At 69.1% G+C, this 20,943-nt stretch carries 29 protein-coding genes; 26 read left to right on the forward strand and 3 right to left on the reverse strand.

The annotated features are described in order from the left end of the window. The first annotated feature begins 24 nt into the window (after window positions 1–24). The 19 genes from BXU09_RS19465 (at window position 25) to BXU09_RS19555 (ending at window position 7,619) form a co-directional block, all read left to right on the forward strand. Window positions 25–465, forward strand: a complete 441-nt coding sequence (locus BXU09_RS19465; RefSeq protein WP_078305965.1) for a hypothetical protein — start codon at window positions 25–27, stop codon at window positions 463–465. After that, entirely contained in the window at window positions 462–731 is a 270-nt protein-coding gene (locus BXU09_RS19470; protein WP_078305966.1) for a hypothetical protein, read from the forward strand. Before BXU09_RS19465 ends, BXU09_RS19470 begins: the two co-directional genes overlap by 4 nt. Continuing rightward, window positions 728–1,009 (forward strand): hypothetical protein, encoded by a 282-nt coding sequence (locus tag BXU09_RS19475; RefSeq protein ID WP_078305967.1) that lies wholly within the window; start codon window positions 728–730, stop codon window positions 1,007–1,009. Before BXU09_RS19470 ends, BXU09_RS19475 begins: the two co-directional genes overlap by 4 nt. Beyond that, window positions 1,006–1,278, forward strand: a complete 273-nt coding sequence (locus BXU09_RS19480; RefSeq protein ID WP_078305968.1) for a hypothetical protein — start codon at window positions 1,006–1,008, stop codon at window positions 1,276–1,278. The genes BXU09_RS19475 and BXU09_RS19480 overlap by 4 nt, the downstream gene beginning before the upstream one ends. Then, window positions 1,275–1,559 (forward strand): hypothetical protein, encoded by a 285-nt coding sequence (locus BXU09_RS19485; RefSeq protein ID WP_078305969.1) that lies wholly within the window; start codon window positions 1,275–1,277, stop codon window positions 1,557–1,559. The genes BXU09_RS19480 and BXU09_RS19485 overlap by 4 nt, the downstream gene beginning before the upstream one ends. A gap of 367 nt (window positions 1,560–1,926) precedes the next feature. After that, window positions 1,927–2,133, forward strand: coding sequence for a hypothetical protein (locus tag BXU09_RS19490; RefSeq protein WP_078305970.1), 207 nt, complete (start codon window positions 1,927–1,929; stop codon window positions 2,131–2,133). A gap of 1 nt (window position 2,134) precedes the next feature. Further along, on the forward strand, window positions 2,135–2,560 hold the full coding sequence (locus tag BXU09_RS19495; protein WP_078305971.1) for a VRR-NUC domain-containing protein: 426 nt from the start codon (window positions 2,135–2,137) through the stop codon (window positions 2,558–2,560). Continuing rightward, window positions 2,557–2,874, forward strand: coding sequence for a hypothetical protein (locus BXU09_RS19500; RefSeq protein ID WP_078305972.1), 318 nt, complete (start codon window positions 2,557–2,559; stop codon window positions 2,872–2,874). Before BXU09_RS19495 ends, BXU09_RS19500 begins: the two co-directional genes overlap by 4 nt. Continuing rightward, window positions 2,871–3,092 (forward strand): hypothetical protein, encoded by a 222-nt coding sequence (locus BXU09_RS19505; protein WP_078305973.1) that lies wholly within the window; start codon window positions 2,871–2,873, stop codon window positions 3,090–3,092. The genes BXU09_RS19500 and BXU09_RS19505 overlap by 4 nt, the downstream gene beginning before the upstream one ends. After that, a complete protein-coding gene (locus BXU09_RS19510; RefSeq protein WP_168174698.1) occupies window positions 3,089–3,388 on the forward strand; it encodes a helix-turn-helix transcriptional regulator in 300 nt (99 codons plus the stop codon). Before BXU09_RS19505 ends, BXU09_RS19510 begins: the two co-directional genes overlap by 4 nt. Continuing rightward, window positions 3,385–3,600 (forward strand): hypothetical protein, encoded by a 216-nt coding sequence (locus tag BXU09_RS19515; RefSeq protein WP_078305975.1) that lies wholly within the window; start codon window positions 3,385–3,387, stop codon window positions 3,598–3,600. The genes BXU09_RS19510 and BXU09_RS19515 overlap by 4 nt, the downstream gene beginning before the upstream one ends. Continuing rightward, entirely contained in the window at window positions 3,597–3,875 is a 279-nt protein-coding gene (locus tag BXU09_RS19520) for a hypothetical protein (RefSeq protein WP_078305976.1), read from the forward strand. Before BXU09_RS19515 ends, BXU09_RS19520 begins: the two co-directional genes overlap by 4 nt. 3 nt (window positions 3,876–3,878) lie before the next feature. Next, entirely contained in the window at window positions 3,879–4,151 is a 273-nt protein-coding gene (locus BXU09_RS19525; protein WP_078305977.1) for a hypothetical protein, read from the forward strand. Further along, a complete protein-coding gene (locus BXU09_RS19530; RefSeq protein WP_144012444.1) occupies window positions 4,148–4,459 on the forward strand; it encodes a hypothetical protein in 312 nt (103 codons plus the stop codon). Before BXU09_RS19525 ends, BXU09_RS19530 begins: the two co-directional genes overlap by 4 nt. Next, the gene (locus BXU09_RS19535) at window positions 4,456–4,803 is read left to right on the forward strand and encodes a hypothetical protein (RefSeq protein ID WP_078305979.1); all 348 of its coding nucleotides are present in this window, start codon (window positions 4,456–4,458) and stop codon (window positions 4,801–4,803) included. Before BXU09_RS19530 ends, BXU09_RS19535 begins: the two co-directional genes overlap by 4 nt. A 79-nt stretch (window positions 4,804–4,882) precedes the next feature. Beyond that, window positions 4,883–5,308, forward strand: a complete 426-nt coding sequence (locus BXU09_RS19540; protein ID WP_144012445.1) for a hypothetical protein — start codon at window positions 4,883–4,885, stop codon at window positions 5,306–5,308. Continuing rightward, complete coding sequence (locus BXU09_RS19545; RefSeq protein ID WP_078305981.1) at window positions 5,305–5,748, forward strand: hypothetical protein; 444 nt, start codon at window positions 5,305–5,307, stop codon at window positions 5,746–5,748. Before BXU09_RS19540 ends, BXU09_RS19545 begins: the two co-directional genes overlap by 4 nt. Before the next feature lie 48 nt (window positions 5,749–5,796). Continuing rightward, a complete protein-coding gene (locus tag BXU09_RS19550; RefSeq protein WP_144012446.1) occupies window positions 5,797–6,441 on the forward strand; it encodes a metallophosphoesterase in 645 nt (214 codons plus the stop codon). Continuing rightward, complete coding sequence (locus tag BXU09_RS19555) at window positions 6,438–7,619, forward strand: hypothetical protein (RefSeq protein ID WP_078305983.1); 1,182 nt, start codon at window positions 6,438–6,440, stop codon at window positions 7,617–7,619. The genes BXU09_RS19550 and BXU09_RS19555 overlap by 4 nt, the downstream gene beginning before the upstream one ends. Window positions 7,620–7,838: 219 nt before the next feature. Here BXU09_RS19555 and BXU09_RS19560 read toward each other — a convergent pair whose 3' ends face one another. The 3 genes from BXU09_RS19560 to BXU09_RS19575 all read right to left on the reverse strand — a co-directional run bounded on the left by BXU09_RS19560 (window position 7,839) and on the right by BXU09_RS19575 (window position 13,606). After that, the gene (locus BXU09_RS19560; protein WP_144012447.1) at window positions 7,839–9,311 is read right to left on the reverse strand and encodes an Ig-like domain-containing protein; all 1,473 of its coding nucleotides are present in this window, start codon (window positions 9,309–9,311) and stop codon (window positions 7,839–7,841) included. A gap of 1,196 nt (window positions 9,312–10,507) precedes the next feature. Beyond that, entirely contained in the window at window positions 10,508–13,285 is a 2,778-nt protein-coding gene (locus tag BXU09_RS19570) for a hypothetical protein (RefSeq protein WP_078305985.1), read from the reverse strand. A gap of 6 nt (window positions 13,286–13,291) precedes the next feature. Next, window positions 13,292–13,606: a hypothetical protein gene (locus tag BXU09_RS19575; protein ID WP_144012448.1), complete on the reverse strand. Its 315-nt coding sequence runs from the start codon at window positions 13,604–13,606 to the stop codon at window positions 13,292–13,294. Between the two features lie 226 nt (window positions 13,607–13,832). On the opposite strand from BXU09_RS19575, the gene BXU09_RS20745 reads away from it, so the two are divergent. The 7 genes from BXU09_RS20745 to BXU09_RS19610 all read left to right on the forward strand — a co-directional run bounded on the left by BXU09_RS20745 (window position 13,833) and on the right by BXU09_RS19610 (window position 20,933). Then, on the forward strand, window positions 13,833–14,078 hold the full coding sequence (locus BXU09_RS20745) for a hypothetical protein (protein ID WP_144012449.1): 246 nt from the start codon (window positions 13,833–13,835) through the stop codon (window positions 14,076–14,078). After that, entirely contained in the window at window positions 14,075–14,410 is a 336-nt protein-coding gene (locus BXU09_RS19585) for a type II toxin-antitoxin system PemK/MazF family toxin (protein WP_168174699.1), read from the forward strand. The genes BXU09_RS20745 and BXU09_RS19585 overlap by 4 nt, the downstream gene beginning before the upstream one ends. Window positions 14,411–15,034: 624 nt before the next feature. Next, window positions 15,035–16,069, forward strand: a complete 1,035-nt coding sequence (locus BXU09_RS19590) for a hypothetical protein (protein WP_144012450.1) — start codon at window positions 15,035–15,037, stop codon at window positions 16,067–16,069. A gap of 43 nt (window positions 16,070–16,112) precedes the next feature. Next, the gene (locus tag BXU09_RS19595; protein ID WP_078305990.1) at window positions 16,113–17,741 is read left to right on the forward strand and encodes a hypothetical protein; all 1,629 of its coding nucleotides are present in this window, start codon (window positions 16,113–16,115) and stop codon (window positions 17,739–17,741) included. Window positions 17,742–18,215: 474 nt separating this feature from the next. Then, a complete protein-coding gene (locus BXU09_RS19600; protein ID WP_078305991.1) occupies window positions 18,216–19,190 on the forward strand; it encodes a hypothetical protein in 975 nt (324 codons plus the stop codon). After that, complete coding sequence (locus tag BXU09_RS19605; RefSeq protein ID WP_078305992.1) at window positions 19,187–20,530, forward strand: hypothetical protein; 1,344 nt, start codon at window positions 19,187–19,189, stop codon at window positions 20,528–20,530. The genes BXU09_RS19600 and BXU09_RS19605 overlap by 4 nt, the downstream gene beginning before the upstream one ends. A gap of 55 nt (window positions 20,531–20,585) precedes the next feature. Continuing rightward, entirely contained in the window at window positions 20,586–20,933 is a 348-nt protein-coding gene (locus BXU09_RS19610) for a hypothetical protein (protein WP_078305993.1), read from the forward strand. The last annotated feature ends 10 nt before the right edge of the window (window positions 20,934–20,943 follow it).

Raw genomic sequence — 20,943 nt, forward strand, 5'->3', positions numbered from 1 at the left:
GCCCCCATTCCCCCGGAGGACCCCTTGCCTGACCATCCTGCACCCCTCTACCAGCTGCTCCTCACCGAGTCGGACCTTCTGGCCCTGGAACGCGCCGCCGAACTCAGCGGCCGCCTGCACATGGGGCAGACCTGGGCCGTCGCGGAACACGTCGACCGGGCCGACATGAGCCCCGAAGGGCGGGGCGCGTTCCGGGATGCCCTGAACAGCCTCGCCCACTTCATCACCGGCCTGCGCAACCCCGCGCACGCCCGCTACCCCACCGACCGCGCCCGGCAGGCCGGAGAGCGCGCTTTCCACCTGCAGGACCACCTCCGGTACGCGCGGACCGCCGACCCGAACGTCCGGCCCGTCGCGTTCGCGCCGAACCTCGCGCGGCGCCTCACGCCCCGCCCACCCACCCCGCCCGCGCCCATCGCCCTGAACGACGTGCTGAAGGCCGACTTCGGCAGTGAGGACCTATGACCCTGATCCAGCTCCAGATCCCTGTGGCCGACCCGCACGACCTCACCAGCAGCGAACGGGACGCCCTGACGGGGGAGTTGCGCCGCCGCGCCGCCCGTGACCTGCCCGTCCACGTCACGCCGGAAGGCCTGCGCGTCAGCGTCCTGGACTGCACGCCCGACCAGCACCGCGCGCTCAGCGCCCACCTCGACCACCTGCGCCGCCCCGGCACCCCCCGCACCGCCCAGGACCAGCAGCTGCTCGCCGCCTTCGGAGGCCCCCAGTGACCCCAGACCAGACGCACGACCTGATCCGCTACGCCATCTTCGCCGTCGTCATGCTCGGCATCCTGGGGGCGTTCGTGGCCACCAGCCTGCGAACCGACCGACCCGCCCGCCGGTCCCCCACCGACCGCCGCCTCTCCCCCGTCGAGTACGCCACGCTGGAGATCGTCCGCGCCGGCGTCCAGCGGTACGGGTTCGACGCGCTGCACCCCGAGCACGTCCAGAGCGCCCGCCGCGCCGCTCAACTGATCGCCGGGCAGGATAAGGGAGACCCGGAGTGACCGGCCCCGCCCCCCTGCCCTGGCCTGCCGTGCGCCGCGTCCTGCGGGGCATCCCCTGGGAGCAGCCCGTCCCGGTCCGCGCCGCCCCCGCTGCCCTGCGCCTCCTGCCGTACCTGCGCCTGCCCATCTGCATGGAGCTGATCGGCAGCACCAGCGAGATCTGGCGCGTGACCGACGCGCCCCCCAGACCGCTGATCGAGGCGGTCCTGCACACCCAGCCCGACCACGGCCCCACGCTGCCCCTCTGGCCGGACGGAGTGCCCGCTTGACGCTGGACGCCCCGACGCTGCTCGAAGCGGTGCTGCTGGCCGCGCTGGAAAGCCCGTGCGGCATCACCGGCGCCCTGGCCCGGGCGCGCACCCTCACGCCCGCCCCGCTGCTCGCCCTGGACCACGACGAGACCGTCCGGCACGCCCTGGCCCGCTACCTGCGCGAGCACTGGATTCAGGTCCTGCCCAGCCCCGGCGCCCCCCGCTACCACCTGACCGGCCTCGGGGAACAGCGTCTCCTCTGGCACCGGCAGCGCGGCACGCTGAAGGCCCCCACGTGACCGCGACGGCCACGGTCGCGCCGTTCCGCCGGCAGTCCTGCAACCGCGCGCCCAGCGTGCCGTGGCAGCCGCTGACCGCCTGGATGCCACGGCATGACAGTGCCCCCTGGCGGACCCTGACGCTCCTCGCCGACGGCCCCCTGACCGGCACCGCCCTCCTCGCCCGCCTGCCGGACGTCACGCCGCCGCAGTTCCACGCGGCCACATACCGACTCCGGCGCCACGGGTACGTGAGCCGGACCGGCCCGAAGGACGGACGCGCCACCTGGACCCTCACGCCGATTGGGCAGCAGGTCCTCGCGGCCGGCGCGGCCGACCTGACCGTCCGCCAGGCCCAGGTGCTGCTGCTCCTCACCCCGAACGGTCCGTGGGCCTGCTCAGCCTCGTGCAGGCCTTCGCGGACCGGCACGGGCCCCGGCACTGCTCCTGCGTGCATCACTCCCGCGTGCACCAGCTGCTCGTCACGCTCGAACTGCGCAACCTGGTCGTCAGCGTCCCTGGCCGGCAGTGGGCCCTGACCGACCTGGGCGCCGCCCGGCAACCCCTGGCCCGCGCCCGCCTCGGGCTGACCTGACGTGCCGTTCGACGAGGCCTTCCTGCGCGAGTACCGCCGGAAGCACCCGCACCTGTTCCCCGAGGAAGCCCAGCCCCAGCCGCCGCCCGCGCCGGCCCCGCCGCGCGACAACGGGTACCCGAACGAGGCGGCGTTCCAGGCGGCCGCCGTGCGGGAACTCACCGCACTCGGCTGGCACGTCCAGGAATCGCTGAAAGGCAGTCAGCGAGGCGGGCCGGTCTGGTACACCGCCGGCTGGCCGGACCTGGTGCTGTACCTCCCGGACGGCCGGCGGCGCCTGTGGTTCGCGGAACTCAAACAACCCGGCAACAAACCCAGCGACGACCAGCTCGCCTGCCACGCCCGCCTGCGGGCCGCCGGGTTCCGCGTGGTCGTCGCGTACACCCTGGCCGAGCTGCTGGCCGCCGAGCAGGAGGAACGCGCGTGAAGAAAGCCCCACATCCCGCCCACCGCTACCGCCACACCGCCGAGAAACTCCGCGAACGGTACGGCCTGCGCCTCACCCGCGCCGCTTACCAGGACCTCTGCGCCCGGATCCGCGCGGACCTCGCCCAGGACCGCCTGCTCACCTACCCCGCCAACGGAACGCGCCTGTTCCTGCACGTCCCCTGGCGCGGCGTCACCCTCCGCCTGATCTGGTGCCCGCACACCCACCTGATCATCACCGCCCACCACCCCCACGCCCGCTGGGAGCGCAAACGCGCCCGCCGGCACGCCCGACAGGAGAACCACGCCGCATGACACCCAACCACCTGCACCTCACGGCCGCCCTGATCGCCGGGCAGGCCAGCCGCGAACCCGCCCCGACCGTCACCGTCTCACGGCCCGAAGCCAACCCCCACGCCCAGTTCAAGACCGTCACCCGCGACATGGTCTTCGGCGACTCCCACTTCCACACCCCGGACTGGAACACCCCGCGCAGTCACCCGTTCCAGCCCCGCCCCTGGGAGTCCGCGTGAACCGCCGCGCGGAGGTCCTGCACGAGCAGTGGGTGCAGGAGGGCAGCCCCGGCCTGGGTGACCTGCCGGACTGGGCGCAGGCGGCGCATCACGTCCTCCTGGCCCGCCGCGCCGCGCCGGACGGCCTGTCGCCCCGGAAGGCGCAGATCCTGGGCCTGGTCCGGGCCGGGAAGAACCGCGAGCAGATCGCGGAGAGCACCGGCCTGAGCGTGAACACCGTCAAGAGCCACATCAACTCCCTCTGCAACCGATTCAAGGCGCGCAACATGCGCGAACTGCGCGAGGTGGTCGAATGAAAGACCCGTACGCCCCCATCCTCCGCAAGACCCGGCAGGAAGCGCGCCGCCACCGCACGAAACGCATCCGCCAGCACCACGCCGCCGGGCTGCCCTGGGCGTCCGCGCAGCGCCGCGCCGCGCAGGACTACCGCAGCCGCCTCGGGTACGTCCCGATCAGCGACCTGGAACCCCACTACCTGCCGGAACTGGGCCTCCGGGAGCCCGCGTGACCCGCGCACTCACCGGTGAGCTGGCCGAGGCGCTCGCGGAACTCGACACGTACGGCCCCACGCCCGCCTCGCTCGACCGCGCCCGGCAACTCCTGCAGGCGCACGTTACCCCCGCCCGGATCCTGAACCGCGCCCTGGTGCCCCTGACCATCCGCCTGAACCCGCACGGGGAACGCCGGCACCTCTGGACGCACGGCCCGGACTTCACGCCGGAAGACATGGTCGCCACCGTCCACGGACCCGGCACGCGCAGCTGCACGCCGGTCAGGGAGTGAGGCGTGGTCATCACTGACGCCGCCATCCGGGCCGCCCGGACCCGCTGGATGGAATGCGACGACGACAGCGCCATCCGCGCCATCAACCTCGTCATCCAGCGCGGCGACCGCAGCGCCCCGCACGGCCGCCTGCGCATCCAGCTGGGTACGCGCGTCCTGCACCTGATCGAGAACCGCGTCACGGACGCCACCGTGACCGGCATGCGCCACGCCACGAACCTCTACCGCCGCGCGAAACGCGACGCCCGCGAACGCCGCAAGGGAGCCACCCCATGACGACCACGGTCCTTCCCCCACAGGAGATTCCCTGCCCCGCGTGCGGTGTGCTGCTGAGCGTCAGTCGCCGCACGAAGGCCGGCGAGGTCGCCCGCTGCTCGGAGTGCCGCGCCACCAGCACGTACCGGGACGGCACGCTCACCCCCACGCATCCGGATCCGGCCGTCGCCGTGACGCTCGCCTGGGCCGCCCGCTGGAACGACGCCCTGGACGCGGCCCTGGACGCCCTCGCACCCGTTGTGCTGGATCTCACCGATCAGGGCGTCCGCCTGAAACCCAGCACCCGACCCCGCCGGGCCCGACCATGAGCGGCTACGTGTCCCGTCAAGTGATCGAGTGGGCGATCAGCGCCGACCCGGCCGCGCAGGCCCCCACCGCGAACCTCCTGATCGACGAGCCGCCGCCCTTCCTGGACCTGCTGGCCATCCTCGAAACGGCCGGGTTCGAGTACAAGTTCGTGCGCCGCATCCGGGACGGCGCGCCCCTGTACTACGCGACGGTCTGGCACCCCACCTGGCTCGCCCTGCGGCGCGGGTACGTCCGCCGCGTCACGCACGCCGACGCGCCCGGCGCCCTGATCCGCGCGCTCGACGAGGCCCTCCGCTGGCATGGCAAGACCCGCCGACGCCCGCCCCTGCCGGAGTCCGCATGACCCGCCGTCACCTTCGCGCCCACACGGCCCGCCTGAACCGCCGCCCACCCCGCACCCCAGCCACCCGCCGGAGATGACCATGCTCGCATCCCTGACTGCCCTGCTCGCCCGCTGGCGTGCCCGCCGCGCCCTGCGCCGCGTCCCGCCGGACCTGCGGGTCCTGCACGCCCTGGCGACCGGCGTGACGTACCCGCCCGTGATCGCCAGCACGTACCACCTGACGCTCACGCAGGTCTGCGAGACGATCTCGGATCTGGAAGACCGCCGCGCCGTCCGCTCTCACGCCCCTCGCCCCGGCCTGGAGGCCCCCAGCACCCTCACCCGCTACGCCCTGACGCTGGAAGGCGAGTGGCACGCGGCGCGGTCCCTCCTGCCCCGCCTGCAGCCCGGCACGCCCACCGCCTGGAAAGGCCCGCTCCTGTGCATCCGCCCCGGCCAGCATCTCCTGTCTGTCGCGGCCCTCAGTCCCATCACCGCTCACCTGGAAGGACGCCCCCACCCATGATGATCGCCCGCACGAACGTCTGGCTGCCAGAATTCCCGCCGATCGACGGCACCCTGCCCGTCACGGTCGATACGCCCTTCCACGTCCTCGCGGGCCTCGTCGTCGTGGAAGGGCGGCACCACCTCACCCTGCTGCCCGGCGCGACCTGGCCCGGCCTGGACGCCCTCCCCGCCCCCATCGCGGCGAGCGTCATGAGCAGCGACCTGCGCGCCGCGACCGGCACCGTCCTGCGCGCCGCCACGCCCGGCGAACTCACCGCCGGCGTCGCCCTCGCCACCGCCCAGGCCCTCCGGTCCCTGCCCGGCCTGGAAGCCTACGAGGTCCTGACCGCCCTCACCGGACACGTCCACACGCCCAGGGACGCCATGCTCATCCTCGACATGAGCCGCGAAACCGCCCAGCGCGCCCTGAAGCACTACCAGGAGACCACCCGTGGCTGATCCCGCCCCCCACCTCCACCCCGACCCCGCCGCGCTCCCCCCGTCGCCATCGGCGACATCCACGGCCGCCTGGACCTCCTCGACGCCGCCCTCGCCGCCTTCCCAGACCGGCACATCGTCCTGCTCGGCGATTACGTCGACCGTGGCCCCGACAGCGCCCAGGTGATCGCCCGGGTGCGCCAGTTGGTGGAATCCCACCGCGCCACCGCCCTGCGCGGCAACCATGACCAGATGCTCATCGACGCTACCCTCCACGGCCAGGGGCACGCCCTCTGGGAAATGAACGGCGGCGACACCACCACTGACAGCTACTACGGCGATTACGCCGCCCTGCTCGCCGACGCCCAGTGGATGGACGAACACCTCCTCCCCCACACCACCATCGGCAGCACCCTGTACGCGCACGCCATGCGCCCGGACCCCACCGGACATGACCAGGACGCCCACCTCTGGGGCCGCCCGGACGGCGAGACGCCCTTCCACCCCCTTCCCCCCGGCGTCACGCACAGCGTCCACGGGCACACCGTCATGCGGTACGGCCCCGTCGCCCACCAGCTTACCGACCGGACCGTCGCGTGGTTCATCGACACCGGCGCCGTGTTCTTCGGGACGCTCACCGCCCTCGACACGGCCACGTGGACGCCCGCCACCATCCAGTTGCCCGCCCCGCACCCCATCCGGGTCACCCCATGACCGCTGCCGCGCCCCCAGCCCCCACGCCAGCCCCAGCCCCGGCCGCCGCGCCCATCCACCCGGAAGCGGCCGCCCTGATCGTCGGGGAGCAACGCGGCCGCACCGGGTACCGCAGCCTCCTGCAGTACGCCCACGAACTCCACCAGCAGGAAGCCCAGGCCCAGGACCTCCACGAGACCCTGCACGACCTCAGCGGCCTCCCTGACGAGGACGCCGACCGCAAGGCGTACGACGCCCGGTACCAGGCGGCCCGCGCTGAACTGGAAGTCACCCGGCAGCAGGCGCAGCAGCACGCCCGGCGCATGATCCGCAGCAGTGCCGCCGCCCGCGAACACCACGAGTACCTCGCCGCCCTCCTGCTCGACACCGCCCGGCAGGAAGCCCTCCGGCGTCCGCTGCGCGCCGCACAACTCCGGGTCGCGCCGCCCCGGACCATGGCGCACTCCCCCGGCCCAGCTGACCGGACAGACCCCCGGGTCCCCTTCACCATCGACCCGGTGCAGATTCTCGACGTGCAACGCCAGGAGCACAACGCTATCGCCGCTGCCCTGCTCACCCCGCCTGCCGGGCGGGACAGCCGCCTCGGCACCACGGCCGACCCGGACACGCAGACGCTGATCGACGCGGACCAGGACCGCCGCAGCCACGCCCTGCTCGCCTGCCGGTACCTGCTGGCCGGGCAGGACACCCTCGCGCGGCACCACGCCGGCCTCGCCACGGACGCCGAGGGCCTGTACCGGACGGCACACGCGACCATCACCCGCGACCGGCACCGTGGCCACCGGGACGCCCAGTACAGCGGCGGCGATACATGGACGGCGCACCTGCCCGACCACGACCGCCCCGACCTCGCCCTGACCGTCCCGTTCACCTTCGAACTCGAGTTGCGCTGGAACGACGCGGGCCTGGCGCTGACCGTCCCGCCCGACTGCGCCGCCAGCCTGGAAGCCCGCACGGGCATCCGCGTCCGGCGCGGCTGGCATTCCCTGGCCCGCTGGATCCTCGACGAACACGCCCGTCACGCCGGCGAGGGCAGCGGCCGCCGCCCCAACCCACAGGAACCCATCTGGCGCACCCACCACGCCCGCCTCACCCTCCGGCCCCACCTCACGGCTGCGTACCCGGACCTGCTCGCCGCGCTCGAGGCACTGCGGGTGACGCTGCGCCCGGCCCCGTGACGGACCCGCACGGGTCAGAGGGAGATGCCAGGAAAGCGACCGGAGGAACAGACAGATGATGCCCGCCAAGGTTTTGGCGGGCATAGGGATGCGGACGAATACCGCGAAGCTGGAGGAGTGCTGGAGGCATCATCGGTTGAACAAGCGCACGCAGAACATCAGATGCGAGCTGCTCAACCATGTCCGGAACACAGCCCGGTCTACTGTGTACTCAGGCTCTTAGTGAGTGTGGGCCTCGAAGTCCATCACGCCGTCCGTGGCAGACGTGACCGTAACGGTGTAGATCCCAGGAGCGTACTGATTCGGGAATTCCGTGTAAGTTGCGGCGGCTATAATGGGGTTGATGGTCTGACCATTCGGATCGGTCACTGTGACGGTGAAGCCCCCACAGGCGCCTGTGCAGTTCTGCAGGCTCATCCACAGGTGCAGCCAACCAATACCGTCAAAGCGGACCTTGACGGTGCTGACCTGCCCGTTGACAAGCGTGAAGGGGCGGACTGACCCGTCGTATGGCATGGCGTCGAAATCGTACGTGGGTGCGGGCGGAGTCGTGGCCGTGATGGTCTGCTCGACCCGGGTTTCGTTACCGCTGGTGTCTTCAGCGATCACCACGACGCTGTAGCCACCGTCCGTGGTAGGTGTCCAGGCGGCCGTCCAATTTCCCTGAGAGTCGCCGGTCAGAGCCGCGACAGTTCCCCCCTGCTCGGCCGGGTCATTGCTTGCCACGAGGTTGCCGTCCACGTAAGCACGGACCTTGTTCACGCCCTGATCGTCCCCGACGGTACCAGTCAGGTTCAGAGCGGCGCCAGTCGAGGCAGAGGCCGCATTGAAGGTCAATGTGGGCATGACGGTATCAGTGGTCAGAACATTCGTCTGAATCTGCTTGGCGAAGCTTTCGCTGACCGTCTGGAAGCTGGCGGTGTCCGTGCCCGCGTCTTGCACCCAGGCCTGGAAGGTGGCGGTGACGTTCAGTTCGCTGTCAGTGTCGGTGCCGCGCGCGGTGACGTTGACACCGATCTTGCTGCCTGCACCGTTGAGTACGCCGTCGGTGGCGTTGCCCAGGGTGTAGGTGACAGGGCCGATGTCGCTGGTGGGGACGGTGGCAGACGCACCATTATTCACGGTGGACGTTTTCAGGTTGAGGCTGAGGTTGAACTTCGTGTCGGTGTACAGCTCATTCATGCTCAGACTAGGCGCGAGGGTGCTTGACGCTGCGTTGTACACGGCGTGGGATGTGAGGCGGATGACGCTGCTGTTCTTATCGATCGTGCCGGTGTTCTCCGTGGCGGGACCGTAGGCGAGCAGCGTCGCGCTCGTCTCGTCGTCCTTGACCTTGTTTTCGAAGGTGTAGTCACCCTTGGGCAGCAGCAGGAGACGTTGGAAGTTGTTGGCGCTGTTGAGCGTCAGGGTCTTCGCGCCGGCGCCGGTAGGGTCGTAGGTGGTGCCATTGAACGCGATCACCTTGCCGTTGCTGTCGCGGACGGTGACGTCGTAATGACGGTTGGGAGCGTCATTGGTCAGGCCCAACGCCCCGAGGCCCTGTCCTTTCTGGCCGAGAGCCGATGCGGTCAGTTCGACTTTCACCAGTGGTCCCGTTGCGGTGGGGATAGGGGTATCGGCGCGCTGGCCGCAGGAGGCCAGGGCTACGGTGAGGGTCGTCAGGGCGAGGGTGCTTTTGAGAACTGTACGCATGGGTGCTCCTGTGGCCGCCTTGGAGGCGCCGTGGATGAGGACGGTGGTTGTGGGGCGGTTTATTCGGTGAAGCCTTGGAACAAAGGTAAATTAGTTTGCGTGGTGTTAACTCCGTGTTAACTGCCTTAGTTTTAATGTTGAACAGCTTCATCTTTCTGCGTCCGTATCGTCAAAAATCTTGATTTGAGCGACGATTCCGCCTGAGGCTGCAAACGCGCTGGACACAGCTTCTACTCTTACGCACTTGCTGGTTGCGTCGGGAGTCGACACGACAAATACGACGTTCTCTCAAACCTCATTTGAGGGATGCGCGACGGTCTCTTCGTTTGCCGGACGTAACTAGACACGAGGTGTTCGGTGCTGGAGGCTGTGACAACGATCCAGACGCGATATCGCCGGAGATTCTTGATCGAATGTCTCTTTCGGGCGCTGGAGAGCAAGGGCTTCCAACTGGAGGGAACGCACCTGACGCTCCACGAGCACGTGGAACGGCTACTATGCCTGTTGACGCTGACCTACACGTGGTGTGCTCGTCGGAATCACCCTGGACTGCCCGAAAAAGGTGCATGGTCGCCGGGCGTGGAGCGTCGTGAAGATGGGCTTGCGAGAACCGGTCCGGTCGTTCAGCCGGGAGTCAGCACGCCTGTGTGACTTGATTGACTTCTTGACGCTGTCCCACACGAATTCCCCAGAAACGGTCTGGTGCTGAGCATTCCCGCAACTCTGGCGTTGCCACGACATCCAATTGGGTAGTGTGGCCTCGTGACTGATTCGAGCACTCCTTTTCCACCGGCTCGCCCCGTCCTCCGCGTGCGCGCAGGCCACCTTGAAACCATCGAAGGCTGGCCCGTGTACCGCTTCGTGCCGTACGCAGCCGCGCTGCGGTCCGGAGCAACCTCCCCTGTCGTGCCCTGGGTGGATCAGTGGCCACCCTACGTGCAGGCGTGGGTCCGTCAATACGAGCCCCTTCCCCAGGCCAGTAGTGAGGCACCGGCCCTTCAGCGGGGTCTTAAAACTCAAGGACGTCCCGGGGCACCCAACCCTATCGACCAAGCACTGTACCAGGGGTGGCCACTCTATTTGTTCGCCCAGGATTCCCCGGGAGTTCCGGCTCAGGGCGTGGTGGCAGGCCAGTTCGAGTTGGTGGCCGTGGACGTTCCGCCCTTGGATGACCCTGATATAGGTTGGCCGGATTATTACGGAGGCCCGTAAGTGAGGCTCTTCGGTGTGCCGCGCGCGCCGATTTCTTCCAATCCCACTCCAATCCAGTAAGCCAGGGGCAACGCCCCGTCTTCCACGCCTGCGAGCGGGTTGACAAGCTGAGCGGATCGTCGGCGCTGCGCCGCGTTGCTTGCGCGGTGCCCGACCACGACGGTGGCGAGTTGATGGGCCAAGCGCGGGGATGCGTACACCAGGTCCTCAGCCAGAACGATCAGGCTGTCGAGGAGCCCGGCGTCGTCCTGCAACTCAAGGCATAAGCTGGCGGCAGACAGCAGCGCCTGCCGCGCCGCTGGGGTATCGAAGCGCAGGTAATGCGCCCTGGCTGCCGCCAGCTCGGCCGCGGCTCGCAGCGTGGGGTCGGGGGAGCGTCCTCCCTGCGATTTGACCTGCGTCGCGTAGCGCAGGGCCAAGTCAGCCTCCCCCAGGAGAAGTGCTGCCTGCGCCGCGGCCAGTAGGACAAGTCCCTGCAGTTGAGGAGAGGCCTTTTCGACGCGTTCGGCGAGGTGCTGAGCCTCTTCGAGCATCTGTCTGGGATCTGACTCGGGATCGTCCAGGCGAACTTGCAGAGCCCGCAACTCGTCCCCCCACACCAATTCCCAGTTGCCCTGGCTTTCATGATGGGCGCGGGCCTCCGCGAGCGCCACCAGGGCTTCAGCGTATCGCCCTAGATTCTTTTGCTGGAGCGCCAGATTGCTCAGGTAGACCGAGGCACGCTCACGGTCATTCAGGACCCGCGCCAGTTGAACGGCCCGCTGGAGGGAAGCGGTGGCCCGTTCGGGCATTCCGCGGTGACCATCCAGGACAGCGAGTACATTGTGGGCTTGCATGACTGCTCGCTGGAACGCTGGCTCTTCCCCACTGCCTTCGCTCTGCAAGACCGCCCGAATCAACCCCTCGGCGTCCCGCATCCGTCCTGCCCGGAAGGCAAGCCAGGCGCGGTGAACCTGCAGGGTGGCCCGCGCCGCTTTGTCGGCGAGGTGTGCGTCCAACTCGGTGAGAACAGCTTCGCCCGCGTTACACAGGCCCAGACGCTCAAAGTGTTGGGCCAACCGCGCGATCGCCAGCACCTCGACCCGGTTTTGATCCGCGCGCCACTTGAGTGCCTGCAAGACGTTAGCCTGTTCGGCCACCAACCGGGTGTCCGTCGGGCTGGCCTTGAGCAGTCTGGCTAGGTGGTGCTCAGCGTGGCGTTCGGCGAGTGCCGGGTCGTCCACCTGCCGGGTGCGCAGCCAAGCTGTGAGCAGGGGGAGCACCTGAAAGCGCTCCTCCTGCTGGAGGAGCAGACCGTACTCCACCAGCGGCTGCACCTGCTGTCGGGATAAACCGGCAATCGCGGCCAGGTCATCCCTATGCCAGTCGGGGGCCTGGGCCAGGAGCAGCAGCGCCTGCTGCTCCTCAGTGGTGCGGTCATACCAGCTGCGGCGCAAAATGGGTTGCAGCAGGGACGTGGCGTGCGCCTCGGAGGCTTGACCCTGGAGGAGGTGTACCACCTCGGGCAGGGGCCGTTGATGGAGCCAGCGCCCCACCAGGCGCAGGGCCAGCGGCAGACCCTGTACCCGGCGCGCAATGACGCCCAGAGACGGTAGATCCTGCGCCAGGGAAGGTGCGTAAGGACCGGCCGCGCGAAGAAGCGCCTGCACGGCGGGCGTCCCCAGGAGAGCAGCTCCCGAATCCTGGGGAGCGGGAACGGCCAAGCCGGTCAGCAGCAGGTGAGGCCAGGGTTCGGCCCAGGCGGCACGCCCGGCGGTCAGGACCCGCACGCCGGGTGCAGCGGACAGCAGTTCATTCAACGCAAGCAGCCATTCCGGTCGTTGGTCCGTACCGTCCAGGACCACCAGCAGGGAAAGTGTCGCCAGGTCCTGGCCCAGGCCGCCGAAGGTGTGGTTCGCCACGGGCCGCGTTACGCCCAGCGCGCGGGCCAACTGCGCGGCGACTTCTACGGGGCTGCGGAACGGTTCCAGAGAGAGGTACACCGCGGGGTGCCCGAGTGCCTGCCACTCGCGCACCGCAGCCAGGAGCAGGGCGGTTTTGCCCACACCGCCTGGCCCAACCACGTGGAGTGCCTGTGACCCCTCGCCTCCTGCAAAGGCAAGCAACTGAACCAGTTCACGTTCCCTGCCGAGCAACGACGAGGCAACTGGAACGGCTGGGAACGCGCCGTCCAGCGTGGCCCGCTCCCGGCGCAGCGTGGCGTCCAGGGGGGTTCCGGGCAGTGCCAGAGCCTGAAGCCGCGAAATCAGCTCGGGGTTGAGGGGCGGCGCGCCGGCCACGCCGACGGCCTGTTCAGCCAGCAGGCTGGCCTGCAGGGGTGAAACGCTTCGCTCAGCCTCGCCGACCAGGCCCAACTGCACGACTTCGGCGAGTTGCTCCCGCTTCTCCAGGACCCACTCCTGGAACTCGGCCGAGAGGTGATCTGTGCGCACGTCGGCCAGAAAGGCCCCGGGATACATCCGGTGAGGATGCGGCGCACGCTGCAGGTCCAGAGCGTCACAAGGCAACGTGGCGCTGAGCACGTTCCCCGTGAGCGCCATGCCCGGAAGGGCGGCCCTCAGTTTGGTGAGCGCAACTCGCATGTGGGACGCTGCTCCATCTGCATCCGGCCAGAACAGCTCTCGGATTCGGCGTCGATCTGTGGGTCCCTCCAGGACCAACCAGGTGAGGACCAGCAGCGGCAGGCGTTGTAACGACGTTTCGGCAAGTTCGAGTCGTCCCAGGGTGTAGAGCATTTTGTCCGCGCGGCCCGTCTGTTCCATCCCGCCTCAGACGTCCAAGGCGTATCCTGCCTGGTTGCCCTGCAGGCATTCTTGAATGGTCTGCAGGTGTTCATCGTTGATACGAACGGCGAAACTGGTCTTCGGGTCTGAGTCCCCCGCCACATGGACGCTGCAGATCCCGCGGCTGGTGATGTCGAGCACCAGCCGCGCGGCGCCGCTCTGACCACCAAACGTCGACAGGATATGGAACGGAAAGTGTTCGCCAGGGCTGTTCGAGGGGACCACCTGTTTGGGCTCACCCTGCGTCATCCACTGCGAGCCCGCAGGTTGATGGTCAGTGGGATAGCTGGAGAGCGTCACGCCCGATTCTAGGAGCTTCTCTTTGCCATACAACTCGACCTAGCAACAGCCTGTCTAGATGGGTGTAACCCCCCCCTAACCAGAGCAGGGCGAGGTCATATCGTGACCGCGTAATCCGACCTCCTCGCCGCGTTCGAGGCACCGCGGGTGACGCTGCGCCCAGCCCCGTGACATGCCCAGACTGCTCAGCACATTCTGCCCACGCTAAGTGTGCCTATACTTGACCATGACTCATGTGCATCGCAAGCACGTCGTCATGCCTGACGACACCCTCACCTTCCTCGAAACCTACCAGCGCACCCACAACCTCCCCAGCTTCAGCGCCGTCATCGAGGCCGCCGCCCTCGCCCTCAAGGAACAGGAACTCCGCGCCCAGTACGCCCAGTACGCCGCCGACTACGCCCAGAACCCCGACGAGCAACGCGAAGCCGAAGCGTGGCTGAACCTCCCCATGGGCGACGAACCCCAGTGAAACGCGGCGACATCTACCTCGTCAACTTCGACCCCAGCGTCCCCGGCGAACCCGCCCGCACCCGCCCCGCCGTGCTCATCACCAACGACCTCGCCAACGAGACCCTCCCCCACCTCGTCGTCGCGCCCATCACCAGCAACGTCCAGCGCGTCTACCCCTTCGACGTGTTGCTCCCCGCCGGCACCTGCGGCCTGAGCGAAACGAGTCGCGTGCAACTGAACTACGTGCGCGGCCTCAACCGCACCCGCCTGACCCGCTACGTCGGCAGCGTCACCCGCGAACAACGAACTGAGCTGGACAGCAAACTCAAGACGCACCTCGGCCTGACCTGAATAACACGGCAACCACACCCGGAAGCCACGTCACCGACCATACACTTACAGCGCTCAAGCAGAGCGCTTGACAATACGACCACGAAACCTTAGATTCCTCGTACCGTAGGCGCCGTCTACCCACAACCCAACCCCGACGCAGCCCCCGCCCTCCAACGCGGGGGCTTCTTCCATGCCAGGAGCGCCCATGCCCAAGAAGAATCCTCCACCCCCCTGGCATGAACAGGCGCGCCGCCTCACCCCTGACGCGTTCTACCTCCAGCTCCGCGCCTAGCCAGACGACCGGCTCGCCGCCCGGCAAGCCGACGCCCACCACCTCCCCCAGGAGCACCGCGAGTACCTGCAGGCTGAACACGCCCACCGGCACCGCAACGACCACCGCGACCCCTGGGCCACCGTCACCACCCTCTACAGCCCCCAAGCCTGGACCACCCACCTCAAAACCTGGACCCTCACCCGCCTCCAGCAGGGACAGGCGCACCTCGACCGCCTCCCCGCCGAGTACGCCCGCGCCCTCAAAGCGCAGTACCAGTACCGCCAGGACCACCCCTGGATCAAAGACCCCACCTGACCCGCACTGACGCCAGTGCGGCCCACCCCATACCACCCCCAGGAGGTGACCTGATGCCCACACCCCAGAAGAAACCCGCCAAGGCCCAGGCACAGGCCACCAAAAAAGACACCAAGAAACCCACCCCCACCACCAACACCCCACCGCACAAGCCGGGCACGGCCCAGCCCAACAAGAGCAACACCACCCAACCCGCAACGCAGAAAGCAGCCACCCGAACCCCGAAAGACCGCCCCACGCCCCCGGCAAACCTCACGCCGACGCCCACCAGACGGCAGACTCCCCCTAAAGGGGAAGGCAAGCAGATGCGGGTCGGTCGGGGCCGGACGGTCGTGAAGCCGCTGCCGGATGGGAGGGACCCGACGGAGGGTGCGACGGTGTGCGGCGCGCAGTTGCCGGGGCGTCCGGGGGTGTTCTGCCGGCAGAGGGCGGGTGCCCGGACGGATCACGTGGGTGAGGGTCGCTGCTGGTTGCATGGCGGGCTGACGCCGACCCGCTCTGGCGGGCGCTACAGCGGTATCACGAGTCGCCCGCGGATTGCGGAGCTGCTTGCGAAGTTCGAGGGGGACCCGAACCCGCTGGATCTGGCCCCGGAGGCGATTCTGCTGCGGGCGATGGTGCTGGATTTCATTGAGCGGTACGACGAGATGCACGCCGGGCTGATGCGCTGGCAGATGAGCTTCGACAAGGCGTTCGCGTCGGATTACTCGAAGTGGCTGCGGGACATCCGCCGGCACATCGAGGGGGGTGGCCTCCCGGATGACGAGGGCGCACCAACCATTCCGGATCCGCTGTCGTACGTGCCGAAGCGGCCGGTGACGATCATCGACATCACCGGCGTGAGTTCGCTGGTGGCGCAGATCGGGGCGCTCGTCGACCGCATCAACAAGATGAAGGAAGACAAGACGTTCAGCATGGCGACCATCGGCGCGCTGTACGAGACGATGGCCGCCGACCTGGTGACGGTGGCGCAGGAGCACATTGATGACGACAGCAGGCGTGAAGCGCTTCTCGACGCCGTGGAACGACGCTGGCGAGGCATCCAGCTCAGCCGACTCACCGGGCCACGCGCTGGGCCGCAGTCGTGAACGGAACCGGAAGAACAACTTCCGCGCGTACCAGCGGCGGCTCGTGCCGTTCCTGCAGGACGTGTTCGGCATTCAACCGTGGAGCGGGGAGAACGGCACGCCCGGGCAGCTGGAGATCCTGCTCGACATGCAGCGGAGCATCTGCGACCAGCTCGACGGGAAGGAGAACGTCCCGTACATCTTCCTGGGCGAGGCCGCCCACGGGGTAGGGAAGACGTTCGTGCTGGAAGCGGCGGTGCTGCTGTACTTCCACGAGTGCTTCCCGCCCGCGTCGGGTGAGACGAACCTGGTGCTGAGTACCGCGCCGACGAGCACGCAGGTGAACGACCTGCTCTGGAAGGATGTCCGGAAGCTGATCGAGATGGCCGCCGAGCGCGGGTACCGGGTCGGGCGGGGGATCCTGCCGAGCGAGGCGCGCATCAACAAGAGCGGCACGCACTTCGCGGTGGGCCGCACGACCAGCGACAGCGGCGGCAAAGGCGCCGAGCGCAGTCAGGGGCAGCACAACGAGTACCAGGCGGTGCTGTTCGACGAGGCCGAAGGCATCCCGGACTTCTTCTACAACGGCGTGAAACGTCAGTTCACCGGGAACCGCGTGCGGCTCTGGGTGCTGATGGCCAACCCGAAAACCCGCACCAGCCGCTTCCAGCGCATGAAGCAGCAGCGCGGCGTGAAGGTGTACCGCCTGAGCCTCCTGAACTTCCCGAACGTCGTGCACGGCCGGCAGATCGTCCCGAACGGCGCGACCCGCACGGTGTTCGAAGACTGGCTGTTCGACCTGGAGGACTTCGGGGCACTCCCCACGGACGGACCGGACATCAAACGTTACGCCTTCCAGACGTCCTGGGAGATCACCGGCCCGAACGGCGAGACGTACCCGTCCGGGCAGTGGTGGATCCCGCAGCGCGGCTTCCTGTACGGCGCGCTCGGCATCCCACCGGAAGGCGGGGACGGGGACACGTTCATCACGGCCGGCCAGTACGAGGCGGCCACGCGCCGCCCGGCGCGGCCCCGCACGACCTCCCTGGCCCGCATCGGCGTGGACGTCGCGCGGTTCGGGAAGGACAACGGCAAGGTGTACCTCGACACGGACGGGAACGTCGCCCTGATCGGCACGCTCCAGACCAGCGACACGCCCGCCTACGTCCGCGTGGTCATGAAAGCCGCGGCCGTCGCGCAGGAACGCGGGTACACCGAACTCAGCGTCCGCGTGGACGCCGGGTACGGGAACGGCGTCGTGGACGCCCTCCGGGGCAGCGAGGACCTGCGCGGCCTGTTCGAGAAGGTGACGGTTCACGAGGTGCACTTCGGCAGCACCGCCCCGCACGACCTGGAGCACTACGCGACCGTCATCACGGAACTGTACGCCGAGGCCGCCAGGGTCATCGACGCGCTCAGCATCAAGCACACCGGCGCCCGCCTCGAAGAGGACCTCAGCGCCCGCAAGTACCGCTTCGTCACCAAGAACGTCGGCGGTGTCCGCCGGGAAGTCCGCGCCATCGAAGAGAAAGACGACTTCAAGAAACGCCACGACGGCTGCAGCCCCGACGACGGGGACGCGTTCGTGCTCGCCGTCGCGCCCGAGTACGTCTTCAAAGCCCGGAACGCCGCGCCCCCCGCCCCGAACGTCGTCCTCTCCGCGCTCGGCGCCATGACCACCCCCAGGAGGTGAACCACCATCGGACTGCTCGACACCCTCTGGCCCTGGCGCGCCCCCGCCCGGCAGGCCAGCGCCCCCGCCCAGGCCCCGCCCACCTCCGGACCGCCCGGCGGGGACCTGTCTGCCGCCGCGCACGGCGGCCTGCGCGCCGCCCTGGCCCGCCTGCCGAACGCGCAGCAGAGCCAGGACCCGCAGTCGCTCGCCAGCATCCTCTCCTGGTACGAGGACGAGTTCGCCGGGTACCCGAACGACACCCGCGCCCGCCTCATTCGCGTCCTGCGCGGCCTGTCTGAAAGTGACGACGACGTCAGCAGCACCCTCGGGGAGTACATCAGCCTCGTCAACGGCGGCTACACCTGGGACTTCCAGGGCGGCGCGCGTGCCATCCGGAACGCCCAGGCCGCCACCGCGGACTTCGAGCAGCGCCTCTACCCCGAAGGCGGCGGCCTCAGCGGCCTGATCAACAACCAGTCCGCCGAACTCTGCGTGGCCGGCGCCAGCAGCCTCGAATGGGTCCCTGCCCGCGACCGCCGCAGCGTCGAACGGGTCGAGGTGGTCCCCGGCGAGGAAATCCGCATCCGGCGCGACCCGGGCACCCGCGAACTCGTGTACACCCAGGTCGGCCGGGGCGAACAGATCACCCTCAACCCCCTCACGTACCGGTACGTGGCCGCCAGCGCCCGGGGCCGCAGCCCGTACGGACTGCCGCTGTTCCTCGCGGCGCTGTTCGCCCTCGACCGCAAACGGCAACTGTCCGACAGTGAGCAGCGCGTCATCAACCTGATGGCCCGCAGCGCCCTGATCACCGCCAGCGCCCCCGTCCCCACACCCCAGCAGGTCGGGTGCCGCGACGAGAACGACCCGAACTACCCGGCGGCCGTCAGTGCCCACTTCAGCCGCATCGCGGACCTGATCACCGCCGGATCCGCCAACGGCCTGTACCTCGCCCCGCGCTTCGGAGACCAACCCATCGAGATCGAGGCCACGCCCATCACGCAGAGCGTCGCCGGGCTCTCCGACATCACGAACAGCAACCAGCTGCGCGTCTGGAACGCCCTGCGCACCCTGCCGTTCCTGCGCGGGAAGATGGACAGCACCACCCAGGCGCTCGCGCAGGTCGTCATTCCCCTCGTGCACGCCCACGCCATCCACGGCCAGAGCGTCCACGCGGCCGTCATCGCGTACGGCGCGAACCTCAACCTCCGCCTGCAGGGCATTCCCGCCACGGCCGAACTGAAGTTCGCGCCGCCCCGCAGCCCCTACCAGCTGGACGAAGCGACCGCCCTGCTCCGCCGCGCCGAAGCGCACACGAAACTCGCCGCGCTCTTCGGCCCCGCCTGGGCACAGGCCGCCATGAGGGAGTTCGACGTGGTCGACGGAGACGCCGCCCGCGCCCCCGACTGGTGGAACCCCACCAGCGGCACACCCGCCCCCGTCCCCGATCCAGGAGAAGCACCATGAACCGACACCGCGCCGCGTTCTCGCTCGTCACGCCCGCCCAGCCCACCCCCGGCACCCTGCCGGACGGGCACCTCGACCGCATCAACGCCCTGCAGGCAGCGCGCGGCAAGCCGGCCCTGAAGGAAACGGACCTGATCGCCCGGCCCATCCGACTGTTCGGGAACCAGCTCACCAGCTACTACACCCGCGTGCCCGACGCCGACCTGCGCGCGCTCGCCGATCAGATCAACACCAGCGGCGGACCCATGCTCAGCGCCCACGTGACCGACACCACCCCCATCGGCACGTACTACTTCGCGGAGATCACGCCCGGCGAACTCAACCCCAGCCCGGAGCCCGGGCAGCCCAGCCAGGTGCTGTACCTGGACACCTGGGCGTACTGGCTGAACGACGACACCGGCCAGGGACTCGTCCGGCAGATCGACGCCGGGATCATCAACGAGGCCAGCATCGGCTACTGGTACGGGGAGCTGATCTGCAGCATCACCGGCAGCAGCTACTGGAACAGCCCGTACTGGGCAGGCGAGACCTACCAGATCACCGACCCCGACGCGGGCACCACCAGCACCCGCCTGTGCTTCCTCTGGACGACCGGCAACGTCGAATTCGCCGAGGGCAGCCTCGTCTACCGCGGCGCGTACCCCGGCACCCGCGTCGGCGGCGCCACCGATACCAACACCGCCGCGCAGTTCAGTCCCGCCGCGCCCGCCGGACCCACTCCCACCACCCGCTTCCAACTCGCGGCCAGCCAGGACATGGCGGACGCGTTCAAGAAGCCCCGCGATCAGCAGAACGCGGGGAACCCCACCCCCACCCCGCCCGCACCGGCGGCCCCCACGCCCCACCAGGAGGACCCCATGGAGAAACTCACCCTCAAGCTGGCGGACGGTTCCGCCCGCACCGTCACCCCCGCCGAAGCGCAGACGCTCCTCACCGACCAGATCACCCTCGCCCTCACCACCGGGCAGGCCACCGGACAGCAGGCCGAACGCGAACGCATCGCCGCCAGCCTGAACGTCGAACCCGCCAAACTCGAAGACCCCAGAGCCCTCGAAACGCTCGCCAGTGAAGCCACCGACGGCCGCGCGTACCGCGAGGACCTCCTCAACGAACTCCAGGCCCTCACCGTCACCCTCAGCGGCGAAGGGCAGAACGCCGAAGCGCACGGCCAGCGCGCCCGCCGCGCCTACGGCGCCCTGAGCATCACCGACGTCCGCGAAGAAGTCGCCCGCCTCCGCGCCCAGCGGGACGCCCTCATCCCCAACAGCCAGCTCAGCGACACGCCCGACGAACCCGCCACGCCCGCCCCGAAAGTCCCCCTCGACTACGACCACGCCTGAACCGGCCGTTCACCCGCCCTCCCCACCCCGCGCCTGAGAGCACAGGAGAACCAGCATGAAATTCAACGGAATCGAATACGCCGGCCAGCACAACACCGGACTCACCTACGCCCTCGACGTCGGCGCCGTTCGCGGTGACGCCGTCACCCAGACGGCCGCCGCCACCGCCGGGCGCGGCGCGGCCGACGCCGCCCTGCTCGGGAAGCTCGAAACCCGCGACAGCGACGGCCTCGGCACCGTCATCAAACGCGGCGTGATCGTCGTCCCCTGGACCGGCGCGGCCGTGTTCGGCCTGCAGAAGATCGGCGTGGACGGCGCCGGCAAGGCCAAGGTCAGCGCCACCGGCCGCAACTGCGACGTGATCGGCGTCGCGGACGGCTACGCCGCCATCGACCTTGGCTAGGCCCAAACCA

Origin of the sequence: Deinococcus sp. LM3, from assembly GCF_002017875.1 — a bacterium.
GTDB lineage: Bacteria > Deinococcota > Deinococci > Deinococcales > Deinococcaceae > Deinococcus.